This window comes from Dorea sp. BIOML-A1, from assembly GCF_009875615.1.
Taxonomy (GTDB): domain Bacteria; phylum Bacillota; class Clostridia; order Lachnospirales; family Lachnospiraceae; genus Dorea_A; species Dorea_A amylophila.
The window spans coordinates 21,336-41,837 of the sequence record NZ_WWSA01000007.1 but is presented as its reverse complement, the minus strand read 5'-3'; the positions used below and the strand labels follow the sequence as shown (position 1 = coordinate 41,837).

At 41.0% G+C, this 20,502-nt stretch carries 19 protein-coding genes, 1 other RNA gene and 1 other annotated feature; all 20 genes read right to left on the bottom strand.

The window, feature by feature from the left end; all coding sequences use genetic code 11:
• Positions 1-36 precede the first annotated feature (36 nt).
• The 20 genes from pheS to GT508_RS04535 all read right to left on the bottom strand — a co-directional run bounded on the left by pheS (position 37) and on the right by GT508_RS04535 (position 20,419).
• A complete protein-coding gene (pheS, locus tag GT508_RS04630) occupies positions 37-1,056 on the bottom strand; it encodes a phenylalanine--tRNA ligase subunit alpha (RefSeq protein WP_028086877.1) in 1,020 nt (339 codons plus the stop codon).
• Between the two features lie 69 nt (positions 1,057-1,125).
• Positions 1,126-1,353: a binding site (T-box leader), on the bottom strand.
• A 54-nt stretch (positions 1,354-1,407) separates the two neighbouring features.
• The gene (locus tag GT508_RS04625; RefSeq protein WP_055281327.1) at positions 1,408-2,232 is read right to left on the bottom strand and encodes a YihY/virulence factor BrkB family protein; all 825 of its coding nucleotides are present in this window, start codon (positions 2,230-2,232) and stop codon (positions 1,408-1,410) included.
• Between the two features lie 117 nt (positions 2,233-2,349).
• Complete coding sequence (locus GT508_RS04620) at positions 2,350-3,726, bottom strand: SpoIID/LytB domain-containing protein (RefSeq protein WP_330576884.1); 1,377 nt, start codon at positions 3,724-3,726, stop codon at positions 2,350-2,352.
• Between the two features lie 104 nt (positions 3,727-3,830).
• A non-coding RNA gene (gene ssrS, locus GT508_RS04615) (6S RNA) lies at positions 3,831-4,011 on the bottom strand.
• 81 nt (positions 4,012-4,092) lie between these two features.
• Positions 4,093-5,697, bottom strand: a complete 1,605-nt coding sequence (gene pckA, locus GT508_RS04610) for a phosphoenolpyruvate carboxykinase (ATP) (protein ID WP_161143669.1) — start codon at positions 5,695-5,697, stop codon at positions 4,093-4,095.
• A 282-nt stretch (positions 5,698-5,979) separates the two neighbouring features.
• A complete protein-coding gene (thrC, locus tag GT508_RS04605; RefSeq protein ID WP_118378265.1) occupies positions 5,980-7,467 on the bottom strand; it encodes a threonine synthase in 1,488 nt (495 codons plus the stop codon).
• 22 nt (positions 7,468-7,489) lie between these two features.
• On the bottom strand, positions 7,490-7,981 hold the full coding sequence (locus GT508_RS04600; RefSeq protein WP_055281323.1) for a 3-isopropylmalate dehydratase small subunit: 492 nt from the start codon (positions 7,979-7,981) through the stop codon (positions 7,490-7,492).
• Positions 7,981-9,255, bottom strand: a complete 1,275-nt coding sequence (leuC, locus tag GT508_RS04595) for a 3-isopropylmalate dehydratase large subunit (protein WP_055281321.1) — start codon at positions 9,253-9,255, stop codon at positions 7,981-7,983. The genes GT508_RS04600 and leuC overlap by 1 nt, the downstream gene beginning before the upstream one ends.
• A gap of 117 nt (positions 9,256-9,372) precedes the next feature.
• On the bottom strand, positions 9,373-10,206 hold the full coding sequence (locus GT508_RS04590) for a PHP domain-containing protein (protein ID WP_161143668.1): 834 nt from the start codon (positions 10,204-10,206) through the stop codon (positions 9,373-9,375).
• A 107-nt stretch (positions 10,207-10,313) separates the two neighbouring features.
• Positions 10,314-11,273, bottom strand: a complete 960-nt coding sequence (locus GT508_RS04585) for a TMEM198/TM7SF3 family protein (protein ID WP_161143667.1) — start codon at positions 11,271-11,273, stop codon at positions 10,314-10,316.
• 91 nt (positions 11,274-11,364) lie between these two features.
• Complete coding sequence (locus GT508_RS04580; protein ID WP_117597052.1) at positions 11,365-11,931, bottom strand: DUF6465 family protein; 567 nt, start codon at positions 11,929-11,931, stop codon at positions 11,365-11,367.
• A 96-nt stretch (positions 11,932-12,027) separates the two neighbouring features.
• The gene (locus GT508_RS04575) at positions 12,028-12,879 is read right to left on the bottom strand and encodes a putative manganese transporter (RefSeq protein ID WP_055281314.1); all 852 of its coding nucleotides are present in this window, start codon (positions 12,877-12,879) and stop codon (positions 12,028-12,030) included.
• A gap of 448 nt (positions 12,880-13,327) precedes the next feature.
• Entirely contained in the window at positions 13,328-13,945 is a 618-nt protein-coding gene (locus tag GT508_RS04570) for a cytidylate kinase-like family protein (protein ID WP_028086866.1), read from the bottom strand.
• An 89-nt stretch (positions 13,946-14,034) separates the two neighbouring features.
• Positions 14,035-15,309 carry an amidohydrolase family protein gene (locus GT508_RS04565; RefSeq protein ID WP_161143666.1) on the bottom strand — a complete coding sequence of 425 codons (1,275 nt, stop codon included), beginning with the start codon at positions 15,307-15,309 and terminating at the stop codon, positions 14,035-14,037.
• 22 nt (positions 15,310-15,331) lie between these two features.
• A complete protein-coding gene (locus GT508_RS04560) occupies positions 15,332-16,003 on the bottom strand; it encodes a hypothetical protein (RefSeq protein WP_118224913.1) in 672 nt (223 codons plus the stop codon).
• 24 nt (positions 16,004-16,027) lie between these two features.
• Positions 16,028-16,732: a DUF5058 family protein gene (locus GT508_RS04555; protein WP_055281306.1), complete on the bottom strand. Its 705-nt coding sequence runs from the start codon at positions 16,730-16,732 to the stop codon at positions 16,028-16,030.
• 304 nt (positions 16,733-17,036) lie between these two features.
• Positions 17,037-17,627 (bottom strand): TetR/AcrR family transcriptional regulator, encoded by a 591-nt coding sequence (locus tag GT508_RS04550; protein WP_055281304.1) that lies wholly within the window; start codon positions 17,625-17,627, stop codon positions 17,037-17,039.
• 65 nt (positions 17,628-17,692) lie between these two features.
• Positions 17,693-18,217 (bottom strand): transcription repressor NadR, encoded by a 525-nt coding sequence (locus GT508_RS04545; protein ID WP_118224914.1) that lies wholly within the window; start codon positions 18,215-18,217, stop codon positions 17,693-17,695.
• 77 nt (positions 18,218-18,294) lie between these two features.
• Positions 18,295-19,149 (bottom strand): carboxylating nicotinate-nucleotide diphosphorylase, encoded by an 855-nt coding sequence (gene nadC / locus GT508_RS04540; RefSeq protein ID WP_161143665.1) that lies wholly within the window; start codon positions 19,147-19,149, stop codon positions 18,295-18,297.
• Positions 19,150-19,225: 76 nt separating this feature from the next.
• Positions 19,226-20,419, bottom strand: a complete 1,194-nt coding sequence (locus GT508_RS04535; protein WP_161143664.1) for an L-aspartate oxidase — start codon at positions 20,417-20,419, stop codon at positions 19,226-19,228.
• Positions 20,420-20,502: the final 83 nt, after the last annotated feature.

The following is a 20,502-nucleotide window of genomic DNA, read 5'->3' as shown; positions in this document are numbered from 1 at the left end:
TTATAAATCTCCTTTTCGTATTATTACTTGTGCTCGCTAGAACTGTTTTAAGAATCTGATATCATTTTCGTATAACAGTCTCATATCATCGATCTCGTACTTCAGAAGTGCGATACGTTCCAGTCCTACACCGAATGCGAATCCTGTATATTCTTCCGGATCAATTCCGCACATTTCCAGTACGTGTGGATGTACCATACCACATCCGAGGATCTCGATCCATCCGGATCCTTTACAGAAACGGCATCCTTTTCCACCGCATTTGAAGCAGCTTACATCCATCTCGGCACTTGGCTCTGTGAATGGGAAATGATGTGGTCTAAATTTTGTCTTTGTGTCTTCTCCGAATAATTCTTTTGCAAATACTTCCAGTGTTCCCTTTAAGTCAGCAAATGAAATATTCTTGTCGATGATCAGTCCTTCGATCTGATGGAAAGAAGGTGAATGTGTTGCATCTACTTCGTCTGAACGGAATACACGTCCCGGTGACAGGATACAGATTGGAAGCTTGCCCTGCTCCATAATACGTGCCTGTACAGGAGATGTCTGTGTCCTGAGCACGATGTCTTTATTAATATAGAATGTGTCCTGCTCATCCTTTGCCGGATGTCCGTCCGGGATGTTCAGTTTACGGAAGTTGTACTCATCATACTCGATCTCAGGTCCTTCTACGACTTCGTATCCCATACCTGTAAATACACGCTCTACTTCTTCCAGTGCAATTGTATTCGGATGACGGTGTCCGACACAATTTTTCTTAGCCGGAAGTGTAACATCGATCACTTCTTTTTTCAGCTTTTCTGCACGGATTGCCTTTTCCATCTTTTCTTTATTTTCTTCCAGAACAGCTTCAATTGCCGCCCTTGTCTCGTTTACCATCTGTCCGACCTTCGGTCTGTCCTCCGGTGCAACGTCTTTCATACCTTTTAATACAGCGGTAAGTTCTCCCTTTTTACCAAGGAACTTTACACGCACATCATTCAGTTTTTCCGGCATATCGGCAGCTTCAATTGCCTTCAATGCTTCATCTTTGATGTTCTGCAGTCTTTCTTTCATCATTTTCTTCCTTTCTCCGCATATCTTTATATCAGCGTATGCTTTTTGGTATTAAAAAAGCCCCGCCCCAAAAGGGACGAGACATATAACCCGTGGTACCACCCTGATTCCCGTAAAAACTTTTACGGACACTCATTATTGCGTAACGTGCATCATACGGCGTTCTCTACTGTTATTTCAAGAACACAGCTCACGCGGGAAATTCATTTACCATCTGAACCCAAGGGAACTTTCAGCCTGTTGATTCCCTCTCTCTATCGGAAAATGGCTCACTACTTACACGGTCATTGCCTTTATCTCATAATACTTAATTATTGTATCATATGGCTCAGAGTTGTCAAGTCAGAAATTCTACCCCTGCTCCATATCCCGCAAAATCATATTTACTTCTCCGCCCAGCAGTAAGATATACATACAAAAATACAGCCACAACATGATCAATACAATCGTTGTCAGACTCCCATACATTGATGAAAATCCTTTAAAAATATCCAGATAGACCGAGAAAATCCAGGATACGATCATCCATCCGACTGCTGAAAATGCAGCTCCCATCAGCTGGATTCTCAACTGTACAATGTGGTTCGGCAGGAATTTATAGATCATCATCGTAAATACAAACAGTAATACCGGCGTGATGATTCCGCGAATCCGCATGATCTGATCCACCAAGCGTTCCATCACCGGATAGTGTTCCGTTACAAACAGATTCAACGTATTACCGAACACCGATAATACCAGTAGAAAAATGATCACAATTATAAATGCCACTGTATAAAAGGTTGCACGTATTCGCAAAATAATATAATTACGTGTCTCTTTACAGTCATAGACACAGTTCAAACCTGTCGTCAGTGCCAGCACCCCTTTCCCGGCTGACCAGAGTGCAACAATAATAGTCAGCGAGATGATTCCGCCGGACTGATTATAAACCTGATTAACGATCGATGTGATCAGACTGTCTACGGATTTTGGAAACACCTGAAGAACCGCTGTCATAACATCTGCCTTCGTAACCGGTGTATACTGTACCAATGTAATCAGCAGTAAAATGATCGGAATCATACTGAGCATAAAGAAATACGCTGCCTGTGCAGCATAGGCACCTACATGATCTTTTCCGACCTGTCCGGTTATTTCCATTACTTTATCATATAGAAACTTAACTTTTTTCATTCTTATCTCCCAAAATATTCGTCTCTATATTCTACCCGATTTTCATTTATTTGTCTATTAGAAATTATTCTGTTTCTTGTTATGTTTTTTCAAATACTTTTTCATTGATTATACTTATCATTCAATTGTCGTTCCGGGATAGAACATTTGCAGTATTTGCTGATAATTCTTTCCTTTTTTTGCCATTTCATTTGCTCCGTTCTGACTCATGCCAATACCGTGTCCATATCCACCACCCTTAATCTTGAAGATGTTTCCTTTCTTTTCTACTTTAAAAAAGGCACTCGGAAGAAGTCTGCTTCCCTTTACAGCTGTCCCGTCCTGTTTCTTTATCTCATATCCGCTTCCCCCCAGTGCTCTGCGGATCTTATTTTCCGTATCAACAACAACTGTTCCCAGATCTCCTGATACTTTTATCTGTAACGCTGCACCGCCCGGTCCGCTTTTCGTCACCTCCAGTGACTGAACAGTTCCTATATTCTTTTTTGTATTCTCTGCGATCATTTTGGACAATGTATTCTGATCTATATCTGCTTCCCACCGGTACCATGGAAGATTTTTCTCATAATCACCTGTCTGATCTTTCACTTCTACAGACTGAAGATATGCATTTTCTGCCTTCTCTTTCGTTCCCCACGCAGCCATCGTTGTTGTCTTTCCGCAGGATGTCGAATAGTAATAGGCGGTTATAATATTTCCATTATATTTCAATACTTTTCCTGCCGTCTCCTGTACAGCCTCTGTTGCAGCTTGTTGCGATGCCGAATTATTATACACCTGGTAATCCGTACTGTCATTCACATGAGCCTGATATTCCGGATATGCATAATCCATAATCTGCCGGTATGCATAACTTCTTGCGCATATCGCCTGGGCCTTTAATGCTTCCTTCTGATATGATGCAGGCATCTCACTCGGAACCACTTTACACAGATAATTCTCCAGCGGAAGTTCATTTACCATCACAACCCCTTCTGATGTGGCATACAGATCCAACGCACCTGCATAAGACGGATTCCCATAGCCCCGCCTGATGCTGCGAACGGTTATCTCTCCTCCATCAATTGCCTGTATACGGATCTTTCCGTTTTGAAATCCCGTATCTTCTTTTGTGATCTTAATTTTTTCATTTCCTGCAGTTTCTTCCAGCCCATCCTTCTTTTCAATTCTTAAGCCTCCCGCTGCACTGATTTCTACCTCTCTATGTACGATCTGCTGATATCCATCTGTCATGATCAATACCCGGATATTTCTCTGAGAATCCGCATCCTTTTCCGGGGTTTTGTCTTTACTTTCACTTTCTTCCTCTCTGTCTTTCGATGATACTGTTTTCCACAATTCTTCCCACCGGCTCTGAATCGATATTCCCGGATAGGACTCCTTCTTTCCGGCTGCATTTTTTTCTAACCCGGATTTCAGCCCTGTAATCAGACACAGCAGCAATAAAATCCATGCAATGTAGATGCTATAATGCCTGTTGTTCCGTTTCCGCACTTTATTTTCCTTTCTTTGACTGTCTTTCTCAGATCCGCTTACCTGAACCTGATGGCGATTTCAAAAAAAGACAGCCGTTAAAACGACTGTCTTTTATCTTTTGTATATTCCCCAAAATGCCGGTTCCTGTATTCTGACTCCTAGCACCCGCTAGGTGGGTATCCGCATCTGCTTTTCTGCCTTCCACTGCAAAGTCGATGGCCTGACATATTACAGAGATGTAAGACTCCCGTTTAAAGTATTGTAGGTTCAAAACTACAAGAGTATCGAACATTTCAGGTTTCCACTGCACTTATTATAACCCATTTACATGGATTTTACAACCCTTTACAATTGTCTGATTTTAATCAGATAGATAAGTGTCTCTTATAACTGTGGTCCTGCTGAAACTAAAGCTTTACCAGCTTCATTTCCTTCATATTTAGCAAAGTTCTTGATGAATCTTGTAGCAAGATCTTTTGCTTTTTCATCCCACTCAGCTGCATCGGCATATGTGTCACGAGGATCAAGGATTCCTGTGTCAACACCGGTAAGTTCTGTAGGTACTTCGAAGTTGAAGTATGGAATTGTCTTTGTTGGAGCATTCTTGATGTCTCCGTTCAGGATGGCATCAATGATTCCACGTGTATCCTTGATAGAGATACGTTTTCCTGTTCCGTTCCATCCTGTGTTAACCAGGTATGCTTTTGCACCGCTCTTCTCCATCTTCTTAACAAGTTCCTCTGCATATTTTGTAGGATGCAGTTCCAGGAATGCCTGTCCGAAGCAAGCTGAGAATGTAGGTGTAGGCTCTGTGATTCCACGCTCTGTACCTGCAAGTTTTGCTGTAAATCCTGACAGGAAGTAGTACTGTGTCTGCTCTGGTGTCAGTACAGATACCGGTGGAAGTACTCCGAATGCATCAGCTGACAGGAAGATTACATTTTTAGCAGCAGGTGCTGAAGATACAGGACGCACGATATTTTCAATATGATTGATCGGGTAAGATACACGTGTATTCTCTGTTACACTCTTATCTGCGAAATCAATCTTTCCATTTTCATCAAGTGTTACGTTCTCAAGAAGTGCGTTACGCTTGATTGCATTGTAGATATCCGGCTCAGACTCTTTGTCAAGGTTAATAACCTTAGCATAGCATCCGCCTTCAAAGTTAAATACTCCGTTGTCATCCCATCCGTGCTCGTCATCACCGATCAGAAGACGCTTAGGATCTGTAGAAAGTGTTGTCTTTCCTGTTCCTGAAAGTCCGAAGAAGATTGCTGTATTCTCTCCGTTCAGATCTGTATTGGCTGAGCAGTGCATAGAAGCCATTCCCTTAAGTGGGAGGAAGTAGTTCATCATAGAGAACATACCTTTCTTCATTTCTCCGCCGTACCATGTATTCACGATAACCTGCTCTTTACTTGTAATGTTAAACATTACTGCTGTCTCTGAATTCAGTCCTAATTCTTTGTAATTTTCAACTTTTGCTTTAGAAGCATTGTATACTACGAAGTCTGGCTCAAAATTCTCAAGTTCTTCTTCTGAAGGTTTGATGAACATATTTGTTACAAAATGTGCCTGCCAAGCTACTTCTACGATGAAACGGATTGCCATACGTGTGTCTTTGTTTGCTCCGCAGAATGCATCTACAACATAAAGTTTCTTGTTAGAAAGTTCTTTGATTGCAATATCTTTTACTGCGTCCCAAGCTTCCTGTGTTGCAGGATGGTTATCATTCTTATATTCATCAGATGTCCACCATACAGTATCTTTTGAATTCTCATCAACTACGATGAACTTATCTTTAGGAGAACGTCCAGTATAGATACCTGTCATTACATTGACTGCACCAAGTTCACTTTCCTGTCCTTTTTCAAAACCTTCCAGTTCCGGTTTTGTCTCTTCCTCAAATAATAATTCATAAGAAGGATTGTGCACGATTTCCGTCGTTCCTGAAATGCCATACTTACTTAAATCGATTTTAGCCATCTTCATTTAACCTCTTTTCTTTTATTTACTGCTGTATATTTATAAATTCTGGTTTTTCATACTCTCCCACAACAGCATTTGCCTTATTATTGCATTTTTCTGCGCAAAAGTCAACACTTTAACAATCTTTTCAAAGCACTATTTTGCAACTCCTATATCTTAATCCGTTATTTTTTCTGCTTTTATTCTTTTATATAGTTCAAAAATGCAAGATTTTTATAGAAACCTTGCATTTAGTATTTTTTATCGATTATGAATTTTATTTATTTTTAATATAAAGTTTTATACTTCTAAAATATTCTTTACTGTGTCTTTCATTTTATCTGCATCACATTCCAGATCATGCAGGATATTAGCATTCAGAATATCTTTGATTGCCTGTGGCATCTCACGTCCGGATGTTTCTTCCAAAACACTCAGAAGGCTGAATTCATCCTGATCAGCATACTTCGGATCGATTGCGCTCATCACACTCTTCACGAATTTGTACGGACTTGCAGTCGACGCGATCACACATTTCTTATCGTCGCCACTGTTCTTCTGATAACAGCCGCATACATACGACGCTACACTTGTATGCGTGTCCATAACATATCCTGTCTTATCGTATACTTTTTTAATATTCTCTGCGCACTCTTCTTCTGTTGCGTACCCTGCTGCGAAATCAGCAAGACGCTCCTTCATATCTTCTGTGATTGTATATTTTCCGGCGGATTTTAATGCTTCCATCATATCCTTCGTCTTCTGATCATCATCCCCGCTGATTCTGTAGATCAGACGTTCCAGATTGCTGGAGATCAGAATATCCATGGATGGGGATGTAGTGAGGATAAACTCACGGTTTCTGTCATAATCTCCTGTCTGGAAGAAGTCAAACAATACCTTATTGTCATTTGAAGCACATACCAGCTTATCAATCGGTACTCCCATCTGTTTTGCATAATATGCAGCCAGGATATTTCCAAAGTTACCTGTCGGTACTACCACATTGATCTTTTCACCATCTTCAATCTCTTCATTTTCCAGAAGTTTTGCATATGCATTGACGTAATATACCACCTGTGGAACCAGACGTCCGATATTGATAGAGTTGGCTGATGAAAACTGATAGCCTTTCTTTGCGAGTTCTTCCGCCAGTTCTGTATCTTCGAACATCGCTTTCACACCACTCTGTGCATTATCGAAATTGCCATGGATCGCTACTACGTTTACATTCTCTCCTCTCTGTGTCACCATCTGGAGTTCCTGTACCTTGCTGACACCATTCTTTGGATAGAATACGATGATCCTCGTTCCTTCCACATCCGCAAAGCCTGCAAGTGCGGCCTTTCCTGTATCTCCGGATGTTGCAGTCAGAATCACGATCTCATTTTTAACGTCGTTCTTCTTTGCCGAAGTTGTCATCAGATGCGGCAGGATTGATAATGCCATATCTTTGAATGCGATTGTTGCACCATGGAACAATTCCATGTAATAAGTATCATCTACTTTTACGAGCGGCGCAATTTCTTCTGTGTCAAATTTGCTGTCATATGCTTTATCAATACAGTTTTTCAGTTCCTCTTCTGTAAAATCTGTCAGGAACTGCTTCATTACGAGATATGCGATCTCCTGATATGTCTTTCCTTTCAGATCTGACATTGTTACATCCAGCTTTGGAAGTTCTGATGGTACAAAAAGTCCGCCATCCGGAGCAAGTCCTTTCAGAATTGCCTCTGATGCTGTTACTTTCAGATTAGAATTTCTTGTACTTTTGTAATATAAACCCATGCCAACGCTCTCCTTATTATGATTACTTTCTCTTACTGTTTGTATATTTTACCAGTCCGCCTGCTGCGATCAGTTTCTGCATGAACTCTGGAAACGGCTGTCCCTTGAATTCTGTTCCTTTTGTTCTGTCATAGATCTTACCGCTGTCAAAATCAATCTCTACTTCATCACCTGCTTCAATTGCTTTTGCAGCCTCCGGACACTCAATGATCGGAAGTCCGATGTTGATCGCATTGCGATAGAAAATTCTTGCAAATGTCTCTGCAATAACGCAACTGACACCTGCTGTCTTAAGACATAACGGTGCATGTTCTCTGGAAGAACCACATCCAAAGTTCTTGTTGGCAACAATGATATCTCCAGGCTGTACCTTATTGACGAATTCAGGATCGATATCTGCCATTGCATGGCTCGCAAGCTCCTGTGCATCATAAGAATTCAGATATCTTGCCGGGATGATTACGTCTGTATCTACGTTATCGCCGTATTTAAAAACATGTCCTAAAGCTTTCATTATTTGTCACCTACTTTCTCTGGATTTGCGATGTATCCTGCGATCGCACTTGCTGCTGCTACTTCCGGTGATGCCAGATAAATCAGAGAATCTACATGTCCCATTCTTCCTACAAAGTTACGGTTTGTTGTAGATACACATTTTTCTCCTGCTGCCATAACGCCCATATGTCCACCCATACAAGGTCCGCAGCTTGGTGTATTGACTGCACATCCTGCGTCTACGAAAATTTCCAGAAGACCTTCTCTGATACACTGTTTGTATATCTTCTGTGTAGCCGGAATGACCATAACACGTACATCCGGATGAACCGTATGTCCCTGAAGAATGGCAGCTGCTTTTCTCATATCTTCCATTCTTCCGTTTGTACAGGATCCTATCACAACCTGATCGATTTTGATCGGTTCCATTGCCTCGATCTCGTCAATTGTCTTCGCATTTCCCGGAAGATGTGGAAATGCAACGGTTGGACGGACTTCTGAAAGATCAATCTCTACAATACTTTCGTATTCCGCATCTTCGTCCGCTTCATATACATGATAGTCTTTCTTTGTATGTTCTTTTAAATATTCTTCTGTCTTCTCATCTACCGGGAAGATTCCGTTCTTGGCTCCGGCTTCGATCGCCATATTTGCCATTGTGAATCTGTCTGCCATAGAAAGATTCCTGATTCCGTCTCCGGTAAATTCCATAGATTTATAAAGCGCACCATCTACACCGATCTTGCCGATGATATGAATGATGATATCTTTACCGCTTACATATCTGCCCGGTTTCCCTGTCAGTACGAACTTGATCGCACTCGGAACTTTGAACCACAGTTCTCCCATTGCCATACCTGTTGCAATATCCGTCGTTCCGACACCTGTCGAAAATGCACCAAGTGCACCATATGTGCAAGTATGCGAATCTGCTCCGATGATACATTCACCTGCTGCAACCACTCCTGCTTCCGGAAGAATTGCATGTTCTACTCCTGATTTTCCCTGTTCAAAATACCAGCTGAGCCCCTGATCTTTGGCAAACTCACGGATTGCTTTTGAGTTCTCCGCAGACTTGATGTCTTTGTTCGGTGTAAAATGGTCCGGAACAAGAACTACTTTATCTTTATCAAATACTTTATCTGCCATCTGTCTGAAGATTGGTAATGCCATAGGACCTGTAATATCATTTGCCATGACTACATCTAATTTTGCTTCTATTAACTGACCGGCTGTCACACTGTCGAGACCAGCATGTGCTGCCAATATCTTCTGTGTCATCGTCATTCCCATAACGAATCTCTACCTCCTTGATTCTCATAATTTTATACTGTATTTTAGCACAGTAAAAAAGGGCATGCAAGAAATTATAAATTTTAATGCATAATTTTTCAAAAATACATCTTCTTTTTATTTCTGTTTTTTTATATTATGCAGGTATGGAATTTCAATCGGATCAATCGGTGTTGCCGGATTTTCAATCTTTCCTTTCAAGGTTCTTTTTCGTTTTTTCAGAAGTGCCCCGCCCTTATTATAGAACCAGAATGAATACGTCAGGATCTTATGCGCCGGTCCCATCTTGTCTTTGGCTGTCTTTCCGTACAACACGCCTCCGGCCTCAATTGCCGCTTTACTCCGTATCAGGGCGATCAGTTCCGTCTCACAGGTCACTCTTTCCGGAAGAATGGTATAGCCTGTCCCTATGCAGTCCGGTCTGTGTGCGTCACTTCCGCCGATTCCCGGCTTTTTGTATTTCTCTGCAAGTTTCCTTGCTCCTTCATTCGATTCTGCTGATTCACATGCATTAAACGCCTCAATGAAATCAAACCTTTTGATCAGTTCCGGTGATTTATAAAACCTTCCCGTATTAGTAAAACTCAGATACTTTTCCCCGCATGGATGTGCCGGTCCGAGAATTCCTCCGTGTCTGTGCACAAAGTCAATCAGAACTGACACCGGGAGTCCCTTTACTTCCAGAAGACGCATCTTTACACCTTCCGGCATAATACAAATGATATGTCCCGCATCCAGAGTATCATACTCGATTCCTTTCAACACAACAAAATCTTCATGTACCTTGCCTTTCATATGATATTTCCAATGACGATAACCATGATACGTATCGTGATCTGTGATCAGCATCCCGTCAAATCCTTTTTTCTTCAGGGTTGTGATGTATTCGTCCAAGCTTACCCTGCTGTCTACTGAGCCTTCCCGCACATGGCAATGCATATCCAATTTCATAAGTAAGCCTCCTTAACTTTATTCTTAGCAACATTATAGCACATCCCTTATAACAAAAATACCCGTTGCAGATCTTAATTTTCTGCAACGGGTATATATTTTTTGCTTTAGTCAATATCATCCGCATGAAGAACTACGACATCCGAATCGTCTGTCTCGAATATCTCGACATCATCTTCATCCAGGAATCCGCCTTCCGGCACATCCGTCATTTTGACATCTACATTTTCCTCATCATCTGTATCTTCCGGCTCCGGCTTATCATCGTCTATGTCAAATATCTCTGTCACCGTCTCTTCCGGTTCTCCCTGATCTCCCTGATCTCCCTGATCTCCGGCTTCCGTTTCTTCCTCCTGAGATTCTTCCACATCTCCATCATCGAGAAGCATTCTGGCCTTTTCTACTTCCGATTCCATCGAAACCTGTTCTTTGATCTTTTTCGAAAATATTTTTTCCCTCTTTCCGATCTTTCTCGACTGCATCATTGTCTGAACCGTGATGCCAATTACTGCGATCGCTGCACTCATTACATATCCGATCCAGCCAATCTTTGTCATCCCAAGAAGAAACGGAAGTGCCATTCCTGCTTCCACTCCTCCTACAATACCGGTTACAAAGATGACCAGGAATTCCGCAAAGATGACTGTCAGTATTGCGATGACCAGTGCAACCGCTGCGCAGATTCCAAGTACTATAACTGACCGCGCTTCCACAAGGGTAACAAATGTCCCCCATGATCCCAAGAAAGTCATAATAAATATTCCGAATTTTCGTAGTACTGCACACATGATACACAATACCACTCCGCACACGGCAATTGTCGCAACCATCTTTGTCGTATCAAGACCTGCCACTGTTCCGATCACTGCTCCGATCACTGCTCCGGTTCCAAGTCCCATCATCGCCGAAAGTACTCTTACAAGCTTCAGACCAAACAATGAAATAATCACACCCACTACAACAATCGCAATCAGCACACCCATTATCTCCGGTGTCTTCCCTGCAACAAATATACTCGTGGGCCCATCTGCCGAATTAAAAACTGATGTAAAGTTCTCCATATTCATACCCGTTTCTCCTTTGCCCCTTATTATGCTTTAAGAATAGAAAAGACTGTGCCTCCGAAGATTCACAGCCTTTGGTTCCTTATATCCGCCTCTAGAATGCTACTGCTCCTGTCTCTGTTCCATTAATAACATAGTATACTGCAGATTCTTCTGGTTTTATGTATAACTCCATCGTCTTGATATCTCCGATTTTCTTTCCAGAAGATGTCCATGCCTTCTTTACTCTTGCGATCATATCTTTTTCTTCTACCTGTTTTCCAAAGTATTCTACAAACGCACTTACTTTGATTTCTTTTTTTGCTGTTGTTTTTCTCGCAGTTGTCTTCTTTGCTGTCGTCTTCTTTGCTGCTGTCTTTGTCTCAGCTTCAGCTTTCTTGACAGATTCTGTCTTTACAGCTTTGTCTTCAACTTTTTTCTCGGCCTTCTTTGCTTCCGGCTTAGCTGTTTCTTCTTTTGTAGTCGGTTTTACTGGCTCGGTCTTTGGAGCTGCTGTTTTTACCGGCTCCTTCTCTATCTTCTTCGGCTCTGTTGCTGCCACTGCCTTTACTGTCTCTGCTTTCTTCGTTGTCTCTGCTTTTTCTGATGTCTTTGTCACTGGTGCAGTTACTTTTGCAGTTACATCCTTTGTGGTTGCTGTTGTTACTTTTTTTGTAGCCATTTCATTTCCTCCTAAATCTCTCTAAGCCTCATCACCTAGTTGTCAATATTATAACACATTCTTCCAAAAATGCAATTCTATGCCACAGACAGCATTCTACACTCCGGTCAGCTCCAGGATCAGACCTGCGATCACAGCAATCACATACAATACTGCTATAATTTTTATATTTTCCTTCTTATCCGGATTCACTTTGAACAATACTACAAGCCCGATACCGGCTCCCGTGCAAAGTCCCGCAATCACAGAGGAAAAAGAAATTGCTCCACTCAGATACAGCTGTGTCAGAATCACGGATGCCGCACAATTTGGAATCAGGCCGATCAAAGCCGCAATTGCCGGCTGGAACACAGTATCTCCAAGCATCATAGCTGAAATCTTGTCAATTCCAAGTATGTCAATACACAGATTTAAAATAAACGTAAATACAAACAGATACAAAAAAATCTTTCCCGTATGGCGAAGTGCAGGTTTTACTATTCCAGCCGAATGATTGTGACATCCACAGTCATGACAGAGTTCTCCTTCATGATGCGGCACTGCAATTTCTTTTTTAAAGAAAATATCTACCAGATATCCTGCAATAATTGCAATGATCACTTTTGCCAGAAGCAGCACACCGATCTTTCCTGCATGTTCCGGATTTCCCATTATAATAAGTATTGCCTCATCCGATGTGGCTAGAAACACTGCGATCAATGTTCCAACCGTAATGATTCCGCCTGAATACAGATTTGCTGCCATAACCGAAAATCCACACTGAGGGACACATCCTACGATTGCTCCTACAACCGGTCCTGCCTTATCTACTTTCACCATGAGTTTTTTTGTAAAATCACTGGAATAATGCTCCAGTGCCTCTATCAGCAGAAATGCAAGAAACAGGAATGGAAGCATCTTCACACAATCGATTGCCGCATCCAGTAATATATCAATAAACATTTCCATATCTACCGTCTCTCCTTTATTCTTTTTTTCATAACATTTTTATTCTAGATGTTATGGTCGTATTTTTCAAGCAAAATATGTAGTCTTACTTTGTATATTTTTCTCATTTATCCTGTAATTTTCACTCTTTTTTTCTGTATAATACATTATATACAGACTATTTTTACAGAAAGGATGTGGCCATATGAGTACTTTTGAATGATCCCTGTATATTTAACCGTAATATTTTTCATAATATGCCTAACATGCTTATAAAAATACTTCCGGATTGCAAAGAGTATGAGGATATTGTAAAAGTATGCCATACAGAAGGCATGCATCTGAAATTATATTCAGATATTCAGAATACAGAAACGGTACTTGGATTTGAATCATAATGTTTAAGGGCAATAAGAAATGAGCGGCATACGCCGCTCATTTCTTATTACATCTTTCATTTCATTGTCCGTTATCTTTTATAGATTCCTTCCAGCACATTAACCGTTCCTTCGATTCCAAGAAGGCTTGCATTCAGTAATATGTCATGAGAACTGATGCTTCCCCATTCCTGTCCTGTATGAGTTTCATAATAATATTTTCGTTCTCTGTCCATACGTTTGATGCGATCCAGAGCTTTCTTCTCAGACACATCGTATCTTTCCGCTATACGTTTGATGCGGTCAGCCCGGTCAGCACAGATGAATACGTTAATGCAGTTTGGATTGTCCTTCAGGATATAGTCTGCACATCTGCCCACGATCACACATGGCCCACGTTCTGCAAGTTTTTTGATGATCTCCGTCTGCAGTTCATACATCTGCTCAGATAACGGCTGCACATATTCTTCCGAATTAATATAGGAAGAATATCCCATCGGTGTGATCAGATAACTGGATACGAAACTGTTAAGAGAAGTCTCATCAATCGCCTTTGCTGTCTCTTCTCTGATATCCATCTTCTCTGCTGCCATTCTGACAAGATTGTTATCATATAACGGAATATCCAGTCTTGTTGCAAGAAGATTGCCAATCTCATGTCCGCCGCTTCCAAATTGTCTGCCTATTGTTATGATCTTATGTGTCGTCATAGGTATCCCTCCTTCGGATGAAAGTATCACGATTTCTTTGTCTATCATTATACATTGATTCGTCAGAAAATACCATATGTTTTTAATGATTAATCAGTTAATTCCTCGCATTTTTCTGTTGGATAGATTACTCCCTCTTTCATAACAAATGCACAGTCTAATAATGCATACGGATCTGTCATCAGGTCTCTTTTCCATGCTGCAATATCTGCATATTTTCCCGGTTCCAGTGTACCGATCTTATCTTCCAGCTGAAGTATCTCTGAATTAACCTTTGTTGCCGCATGTAAGGTACGGAAAGTGCCCATGCCGCTCTCCATCCACGCTTTAAATTCATATCCACTTTCATAATTCTGATGTGTTGCAACCATGTCCGTGCCGTATCCTAACTTACACTTGCAATTTTTGATCACTTCACGACCTTCCTGCAATGCGTCTTTATAATATTCCAGTTTAATTCTATATTCTTCCTGCTTGGTCTGTATCATAACCGGATCATAATGTACCGCTTCTTCGTACGGGCAGAATGTAGGAACAACATATACATCATTATCTATGATCATCTGTGCCGTTTCTTCATCCATAAGTGAACAATGTTCCATTCCGTCAATTCCGAATTTTATCAGTTTCTGCATATGATCTACACTATATACATGTGCTGTAACAGTCTTTCCCCATTCATGGGCAGTATCCATGATTGCTTTCAGCTCTTCATCATTCATCTGCTGTTGTGACGGATTATCATATGGCGTAAAGAAGCCTCCCGTTGCCATGATCTTAATAAAATCCGCACCATATTTTATCTCTTCTCTGACCGCATTTACAAAGAAATCTTTTCCGGCTCCGAGACTCAATCTCAGGTTCTGCACTATATTAGATAATTCTGGATTTCTTGCAAATCCCTGCGACAGATCACCATGGCTTCCTGCCGCACACAGAAATCTAGGTGCTGCCACAATTCTCGATCCTGTGATATACCCTTTTTCTATTGCTCTTTTTACATCCAGAACTCCAAAACCATTCGAAGTAATTCCTCCCGGATGTCTGACTGTTGTAAATCCTCTGGAAAGTGTTTTCTGTGCAGTTCTGATGATCGCGATCGTTTTTGCTTCTTCTGAAGTAGTATATACTTCTTCTCTTATTGTGTGCCAGTCTATATAATCCATATGCATATGCGCATCTATCATTCCCGGCGTAACGGTTGCATCCGAAAGATCCACCACTTCTGCTGTCTCCGGCTGTGGAATTTCTCTGCCAACAGCCTCTATCTTATTGTCTTTGACAAGTATCTTATATCCTTCTTTGAATTCCGCATCTATACCATTATAAAGTTTCCCACAAATAATATATGTATACTTACTCATACGCTGCTCCTTTCCATGAACACTATTTTACTTCTTTTTGTTTTTCTTTTTTATAATCCATCACATAGATGATTACCGATACTGCAATCGCAATCAGCATATAATATGCACTGTTTACTGCGGTAAAATAACAGAAAAACAGACAAATCGCCAATGGTACCAGAAAATACAAAAACTGTTTTTTCCCTTTCAGAACTGTCTGCGCAACCAGACCTCCGAACAATGCCGGTACAACATAATCAAATGCAGGCTTAATCACCGGAGATTCCAAAACCGGTGCAAGCGGAGTTGCAATCACAACACCTAACGCTACGATCACAACGGTTGTAATTACAGATGCTCCACATGCAATGATTGCCATTGTATGACATTCATCGGTATTCGGTTTAATTCCCAGTGAATTAATCGTTCCAATCGTTGCCGGCATTCTGAGATTTGTAACATTTCCGGTAATGTAGGACATATATAACGCTCCCGGTCCCATTACCGACATATATCCGATCGTTTCGGCCGGCCAATATGGTGCCATAAATAAAATCACTGCAACAAATCCAGGCCATAACGCTTTAAAATCCGGCCATATTCCATATACAAAACTAATTGCCACCGGAAATGCAGTCATCGCCACAAACAAAAGCAAGCTCGATGAAATTCCAAACCGGTGTATCCACCTGTGATATCCATTATCTGTCATGTTTTCCACATCCTTTCTCTTTCATTAAAAGATGATACAGGCTGCCGCCATCGCAACCAGCATACTGATCGTCATCAGATAATCCGACAACCATTTGGCCTTCGGTCTTTTGTTATGTATCCACACTAGCAATGCACCAACGGCGAAACTGATACAGAACACAACGCCTTTTGTTGACATTGCACTAAATCCATAAGATACCGATACATATGCCATAACTCCGGCAAGACATCCTGCTCCAATTGAAAGTACTAATTTCATATCAATCTTTTCGGCCTTTTCATACAACATGGAAATCGGTTTGATTGCAAGGGATGACCATAATACACAGGCGCTTCCTCCAATCGTCATAACCCACGCTGCAGCTACCCATCCTACGGCACTGTATTCATTTAATTTCATTGTTTCTCCCACACACTCCAATGCTGTGGTCGCTGCATAGGTCTCGTAATATGCGGATCCTATGATTGACAATCTCAACCACGGAAGCGGAACGCCCAGCAAAGGCATAAGTGAAAGTAAAACTAACAATACCGGCAAAGTCGGCATAATGCTGATCGTGATTCCTGTTGTTAAGCCCTTTTTTATCTGTTCCGGCCGAAGTCCTAATTCCAAAGCGTGTTTCCAGGCTTTTTTCATAAATACCAGACATTGTAAAATTACTGCCAGTAACAAGGCTCCTACCCACAGATACATCCACACAGCGTTACATATCTCTGTATATACCATATTTCTCCTCCATTCTTTTAGAAACCGTGGTCTGTTGTTAGTTATAATATTAACAATTCTCCCTGTCATTGTCAATCAATTTATCTGACTTCTTTTCTATTTTACCTATACATTTCTTATTTATTGTATGTTTTTACATTTATTTTCTTTCTTTTCCCGTCTTTCATCCGTACTTGCAGATACATACCTCAGTCTGTTTTTTATAAAATACGGATTACTTTTCTCAAACAGCTTCTATTGCATCCTTGGGTATAAAAAAAGACTACAGCAAAATACATTGCTGTAATCTTTTTTCTTTTATTATTTAACCTACTCTCATAAATTCAATATACAGGTCAAAACTGCGGCTTCCGTAATATCCTAACGAAAATGAACCATTCTGGACACACCAGTCCATAATAATCCCTCTTTCCAGAACCAGCACATCATGCGCCAGCTCCTCTACAGATATATCTGTCCGGATTTCCCCTTTTTTCTGACCCTCGGATATGATCTTTTTGACAAGATTGATATAATACCTGTCCGGATTCAAAAAATTATCCTGACTTTTTTTTGCCAATTGTGACTGGTAAAGTGCAGCCAGAAGTTCTGCTGATACATTTCCTTCAATAAAATACGACACATATTGACTGAGCTGTTTCAACTTCATCAGGCTGTCCTGATTTTGGTCCATATTTTCATAAAATTTTTCATATTCCCGGTCGAAAACGGAGTACAAGGAATTCAACAAATCTTCTTTCGCCTTAAAATAATAATAAAATCCACCTTTTGAAGTTCCCACTTTCCGGATGATATCATTTACTGTCGTATTCTCATAACCATTTTCGTAAAACAGTTCCCATGCTGTATCAATAATTTTCTGTCTTAGCTCTGCACCTTTTTTTATTCCCGCCATCTCATTCCTCACATTTCACTTTATATTTTATCGTATACAATCTTTCTGAAAAATGCAAGAAATATTTACACTACCTGTCGTCTTTCCTCTACCAGAAATCCTTTTTCCCTCAGTTCCTGCTCGATCAGATCCAGCGTCTCTTCGCTGTCGGCACTGACCTTATGATAATGATAATTAGATGTGATATTCTTAAGCGGACTTGACTTTCCGCTCCGGATATCTTCCATAAATGCGCCAACCTTTCTTCTGGAATTTAAGACCAGTTCCGCTTCCATTTTTCCATAGACTCTGTGATGGATCATTACATTATCCACACATCCTCCCAGATCAACGATCGTATTCAGTTCTTCTTCCAGTTGTTCATCCGTATGCTGGACTTTAAATATCCGGCACACTGTCTTCGGCTGATTCAATATATAGCCTCGGTTTGTAGATATGATCTCATATCCTGCTGCCCGGATCAGTGCAATATCCTGCACGATCACCTGACGGCTGACATTATAAAAGGAAGCAAGCTTTGTTCCGGATACCGGGGCTTTACTTTCCTGAATCTGTCTGATTATCTGCTCTCTTCTTTCAGATCCATGCATTTCCTGTTGCCACCTCCCATGTTCTTTTTCTAAATGATCTGCCTGTCCATGTATTTTCTCTATACACAGTAACTACATTATGATACCGCATGAAGATGCTTTAAGGAAATGTCTAAAATTGGAGCAGAGTGTGTCAATGCCCCGCTGGAAATATAATCTACACCAAGCGCAGTCAGTCTGCCGATATTCTCTTTTGTTACATTACCGGAACACTCAGTCTCCGCGCGTCCATCGATGATGCGGATTGCCTCCTGCATCTCCTCTGTGGACATATTATCGAGCATGATAATATCTGCCCCCGCTTCTACCGCTTCTTTTACCATATCCAGATTCTCCACTTCTACTTCAATCTTGCGTACAAATGGTGCATATTCTTTAGCCATCTTAATAGCTTTTGCTACACTTCCCGCTGCTCCGATATGATTATCCTTTAACAGAACACCGTCAGACAGATTATAACGGTGATTATATCCGCCGCCTGCTCTGACTGCATATTTTTCAAAAATTCTCATATTCGGAGTTGTCTTTCTGGTATCTAAAAGTTTTGTCTTGCTCTCTCCCAGAAGTGAAACCACCGAACGTGTATAACTTGCAATCCCGCTCATTCTCTGCAGATAATTCAGTGCAACCCGCTCTCCGGAAAGAAGGACACGGATATCTCCGGTTACTTTTCCCATTAACTGCCCGTTCTTTACTTCATCACCGTCTTTGCAGAAAAATTCTATTTTCGTGTCTTTATCTAACAATTCGAAAACTCTCTGAAATACCTGTAACCCTGCAATCACTCCATCCTGCTTGCAGATCAGATCTACTTCTCCTGTTACAGCTTCATGCATGACCGCATTGGTGGTCACGTCCTCGCTTGAAATATCTTCTCTTAATGCTTCCATGATCAGATGATCTACCTGTAATGTCATTGTTATATTATTCATGTTGTGCTCCTTTACCCTGCTTTGTATTTATCTCTTTCATATCCGTGCATTCACACGCTGCACTCATTATACCATCTTACACTACTTTTCGTTCAGACAAATTTTTCTTAGTTTCTTCCTTTTTGATCTTTGTTGCTGCACGTTTTGCAAATACAAGACTTTCCAAAAGGGAATTACTTGCCAGGCGGTTCGCACCATGAACACCATTGCAGCTTGTCTCTCCAACTGCGTACAGATGCTCCATAGACGTCCTGCTATCCGAATCAACCCAGATTCCACCCATGAAATAATGCTGTGCCGGTACGACCGGAATGTATTCCTTTGTTACATCATAGCCTTCTTCCAGACAGTGTTCATAAATGTTCGGGAAATGATTTAAAATAGTTTCTTTCGGTATATGTTCCATAGAAAGCCATACATAATCGGTCCCATCCTTTTTCATCTCTTCTTTAATTGCTTTTGTCACCACGTCTCTCGGCAGCAACTCATCTACAAAACGCTCTTTATTCTTATTATAAAGAACCGCACCTTCTCCACGTACAGACTCTGAGATCAGGAAACGTCTTCCCGGTTTCTTCGAATATAATGTCGTTGGATGAATCTGTACATAATCCAGATGTTCCAGACGAATGTTGTGTTTCTTTGCTATTTCAATCGCATCTCCTGTCAGATGTGGAAAATTTGTCGAATGCTGGTATGTTCCACCGATTCCGCCGCTTGCAAGGATTGTATTCTCCGCATAGATTTCGTATGTTCCGTTTTCATTCTCTGCTTTGATTCCCACACATTTCCCATTTTCGATGATTACATCCGTCATCTCTGTATATTCATATATCTTTACATTCTCAAGCTTTTTCACCTGCGCAAGCAGCTTGCTGGTGATCTCTTTTCCCGTCACATCTTCATGAAACAGGATTCTCGGTCTGGAATGTGCGCCTTCTCTTGTATAGGCAAATTTTCCGTCCTTCTTTTCAAATTCTACACCGTATTTCACAAGATCATTAATAATATCTCTGGAATTACGGATCATAATATCCACAGATTCTTTCCGGTTCTCATAATGTCCGGCCTTCATCGTGTCTTCGAAATAACTGTCATAGTCTTTTTCATCTCTTAATACACAGATTCCCCCCTGCGCAAGGAAAGAATCACTGCTTTCCAGATCCGATTTGGTAATTAATATGATCTCCTGTTCTTCAGGTAAATTCAAGGCACTGAAAAGTCCGGCAACCCCACTTCCAACTATTACTACATCTGCATTCAGTTTCATAATACAACATCCTCTTTTCTATACTGCTTTCCGTTTACGGACAGTCCCTCCACATATATTCTTCTGACTGCTTAAACTTTTCA

Bases quoted from the DNA above. Each gene is read 5' to 3' on its own strand.
- pheS (WP_028086877.1), bottom strand. From the start codon at position 1,056: ATGAAAGAAAGACTGCAGAACATCAAAGATGAAGCATTGAAGGCAATT.
- GT508_RS04625 (WP_055281327.1), bottom strand. From the start codon at position 2,232: ATGAAAAAAGTTAAGTTTCTATATGATAAAGTAATGGAAATAACCGGA.
- pckA (WP_161143669.1), bottom strand. From the start codon at position 5,697: ATGGCTAAAATCGATTTAAGTAAGTATGGCATTTCAGGAACGACGGAA.
- thrC (WP_118378265.1), bottom strand. From the start codon at position 7,467: ATGGGTTTATATTACAAAAGTACAAGAAATTCTAATCTGAAAGTAACA.
- GT508_RS04600 (WP_055281323.1), bottom strand. From the start codon at position 7,981: ATGAAAGCTTTAGGACATGTTTTTAAATACGGCGATAACGTAGATACA.
- leuC (WP_055281321.1), bottom strand. From the start codon at position 9,255: ATGGGAATGACGATGACACAGAAGATATTGGCAGCACATGCTGGTCTC.
- GT508_RS04590 (WP_161143668.1), bottom strand. From the start codon at position 10,206: ATGAAATTGGATATGCATTGCCATGTGCGGGAAGGCTCAGTAGACAGC.
- GT508_RS04585 (WP_161143667.1), bottom strand. From the start codon at position 11,273: ATGAATATGGAGAACTTTACATCAGTTTTTAATTCGGCAGATGGGCCC.
- GT508_RS04580 (WP_117597052.1), bottom strand. From the start codon at position 11,931: ATGGCTACAAAAAAAGTAACAACAGCAACCACAAAGGATGTAACTGCA.
- GT508_RS04575 (WP_055281314.1), bottom strand. From the start codon at position 12,879: ATGGAAATGTTTATTGATATATTACTGGATGCGGCAATCGATTGTGTG.
- GT508_RS04570 (WP_028086866.1), bottom strand. From the start codon at position 13,945: ATGACGACACATAAGATCATAACAATAGGCAGACAATTTGGAAGCGGC.
- GT508_RS04565 (WP_161143666.1), bottom strand. From the start codon at position 15,309: ATGAGTAAGTATACATATATTATTTGTGGGAAACTTTATAATGGTATA.
- GT508_RS04560 (WP_118224913.1), bottom strand. From the start codon at position 16,003: ATGACAGATAATGGATATCACAGGTGGATACACCGGTTTGGAATTTCA.
- GT508_RS04555 (WP_055281306.1), bottom strand. From the start codon at position 16,732: ATGGTATATACAGAGATATGTAACGCTGTGTGGATGTATCTGTGGGTA.
- GT508_RS04550 (WP_055281304.1), bottom strand. From the start codon at position 17,627: ATGGCGGGAATAAAAAAAGGTGCAGAGCTAAGACAGAAAATTATTGAT.
- GT508_RS04545 (WP_118224914.1), bottom strand. From the start codon at position 18,217: ATGCATGGATCTGAAAGAAGAGAGCAGATAATCAGACAGATTCAGGAA.
- nadC (WP_161143665.1), bottom strand. From the start codon at position 19,149: ATGAATAATATAACAATGACATTACAGGTAGATCATCTGATCATGGAA.
- GT508_RS04535 (WP_161143664.1), bottom strand. From the start codon at position 20,419: ATGAAACTGAATGCAGATGTAGTAATAGTTGGAAGTGGGGTTGCCGGA.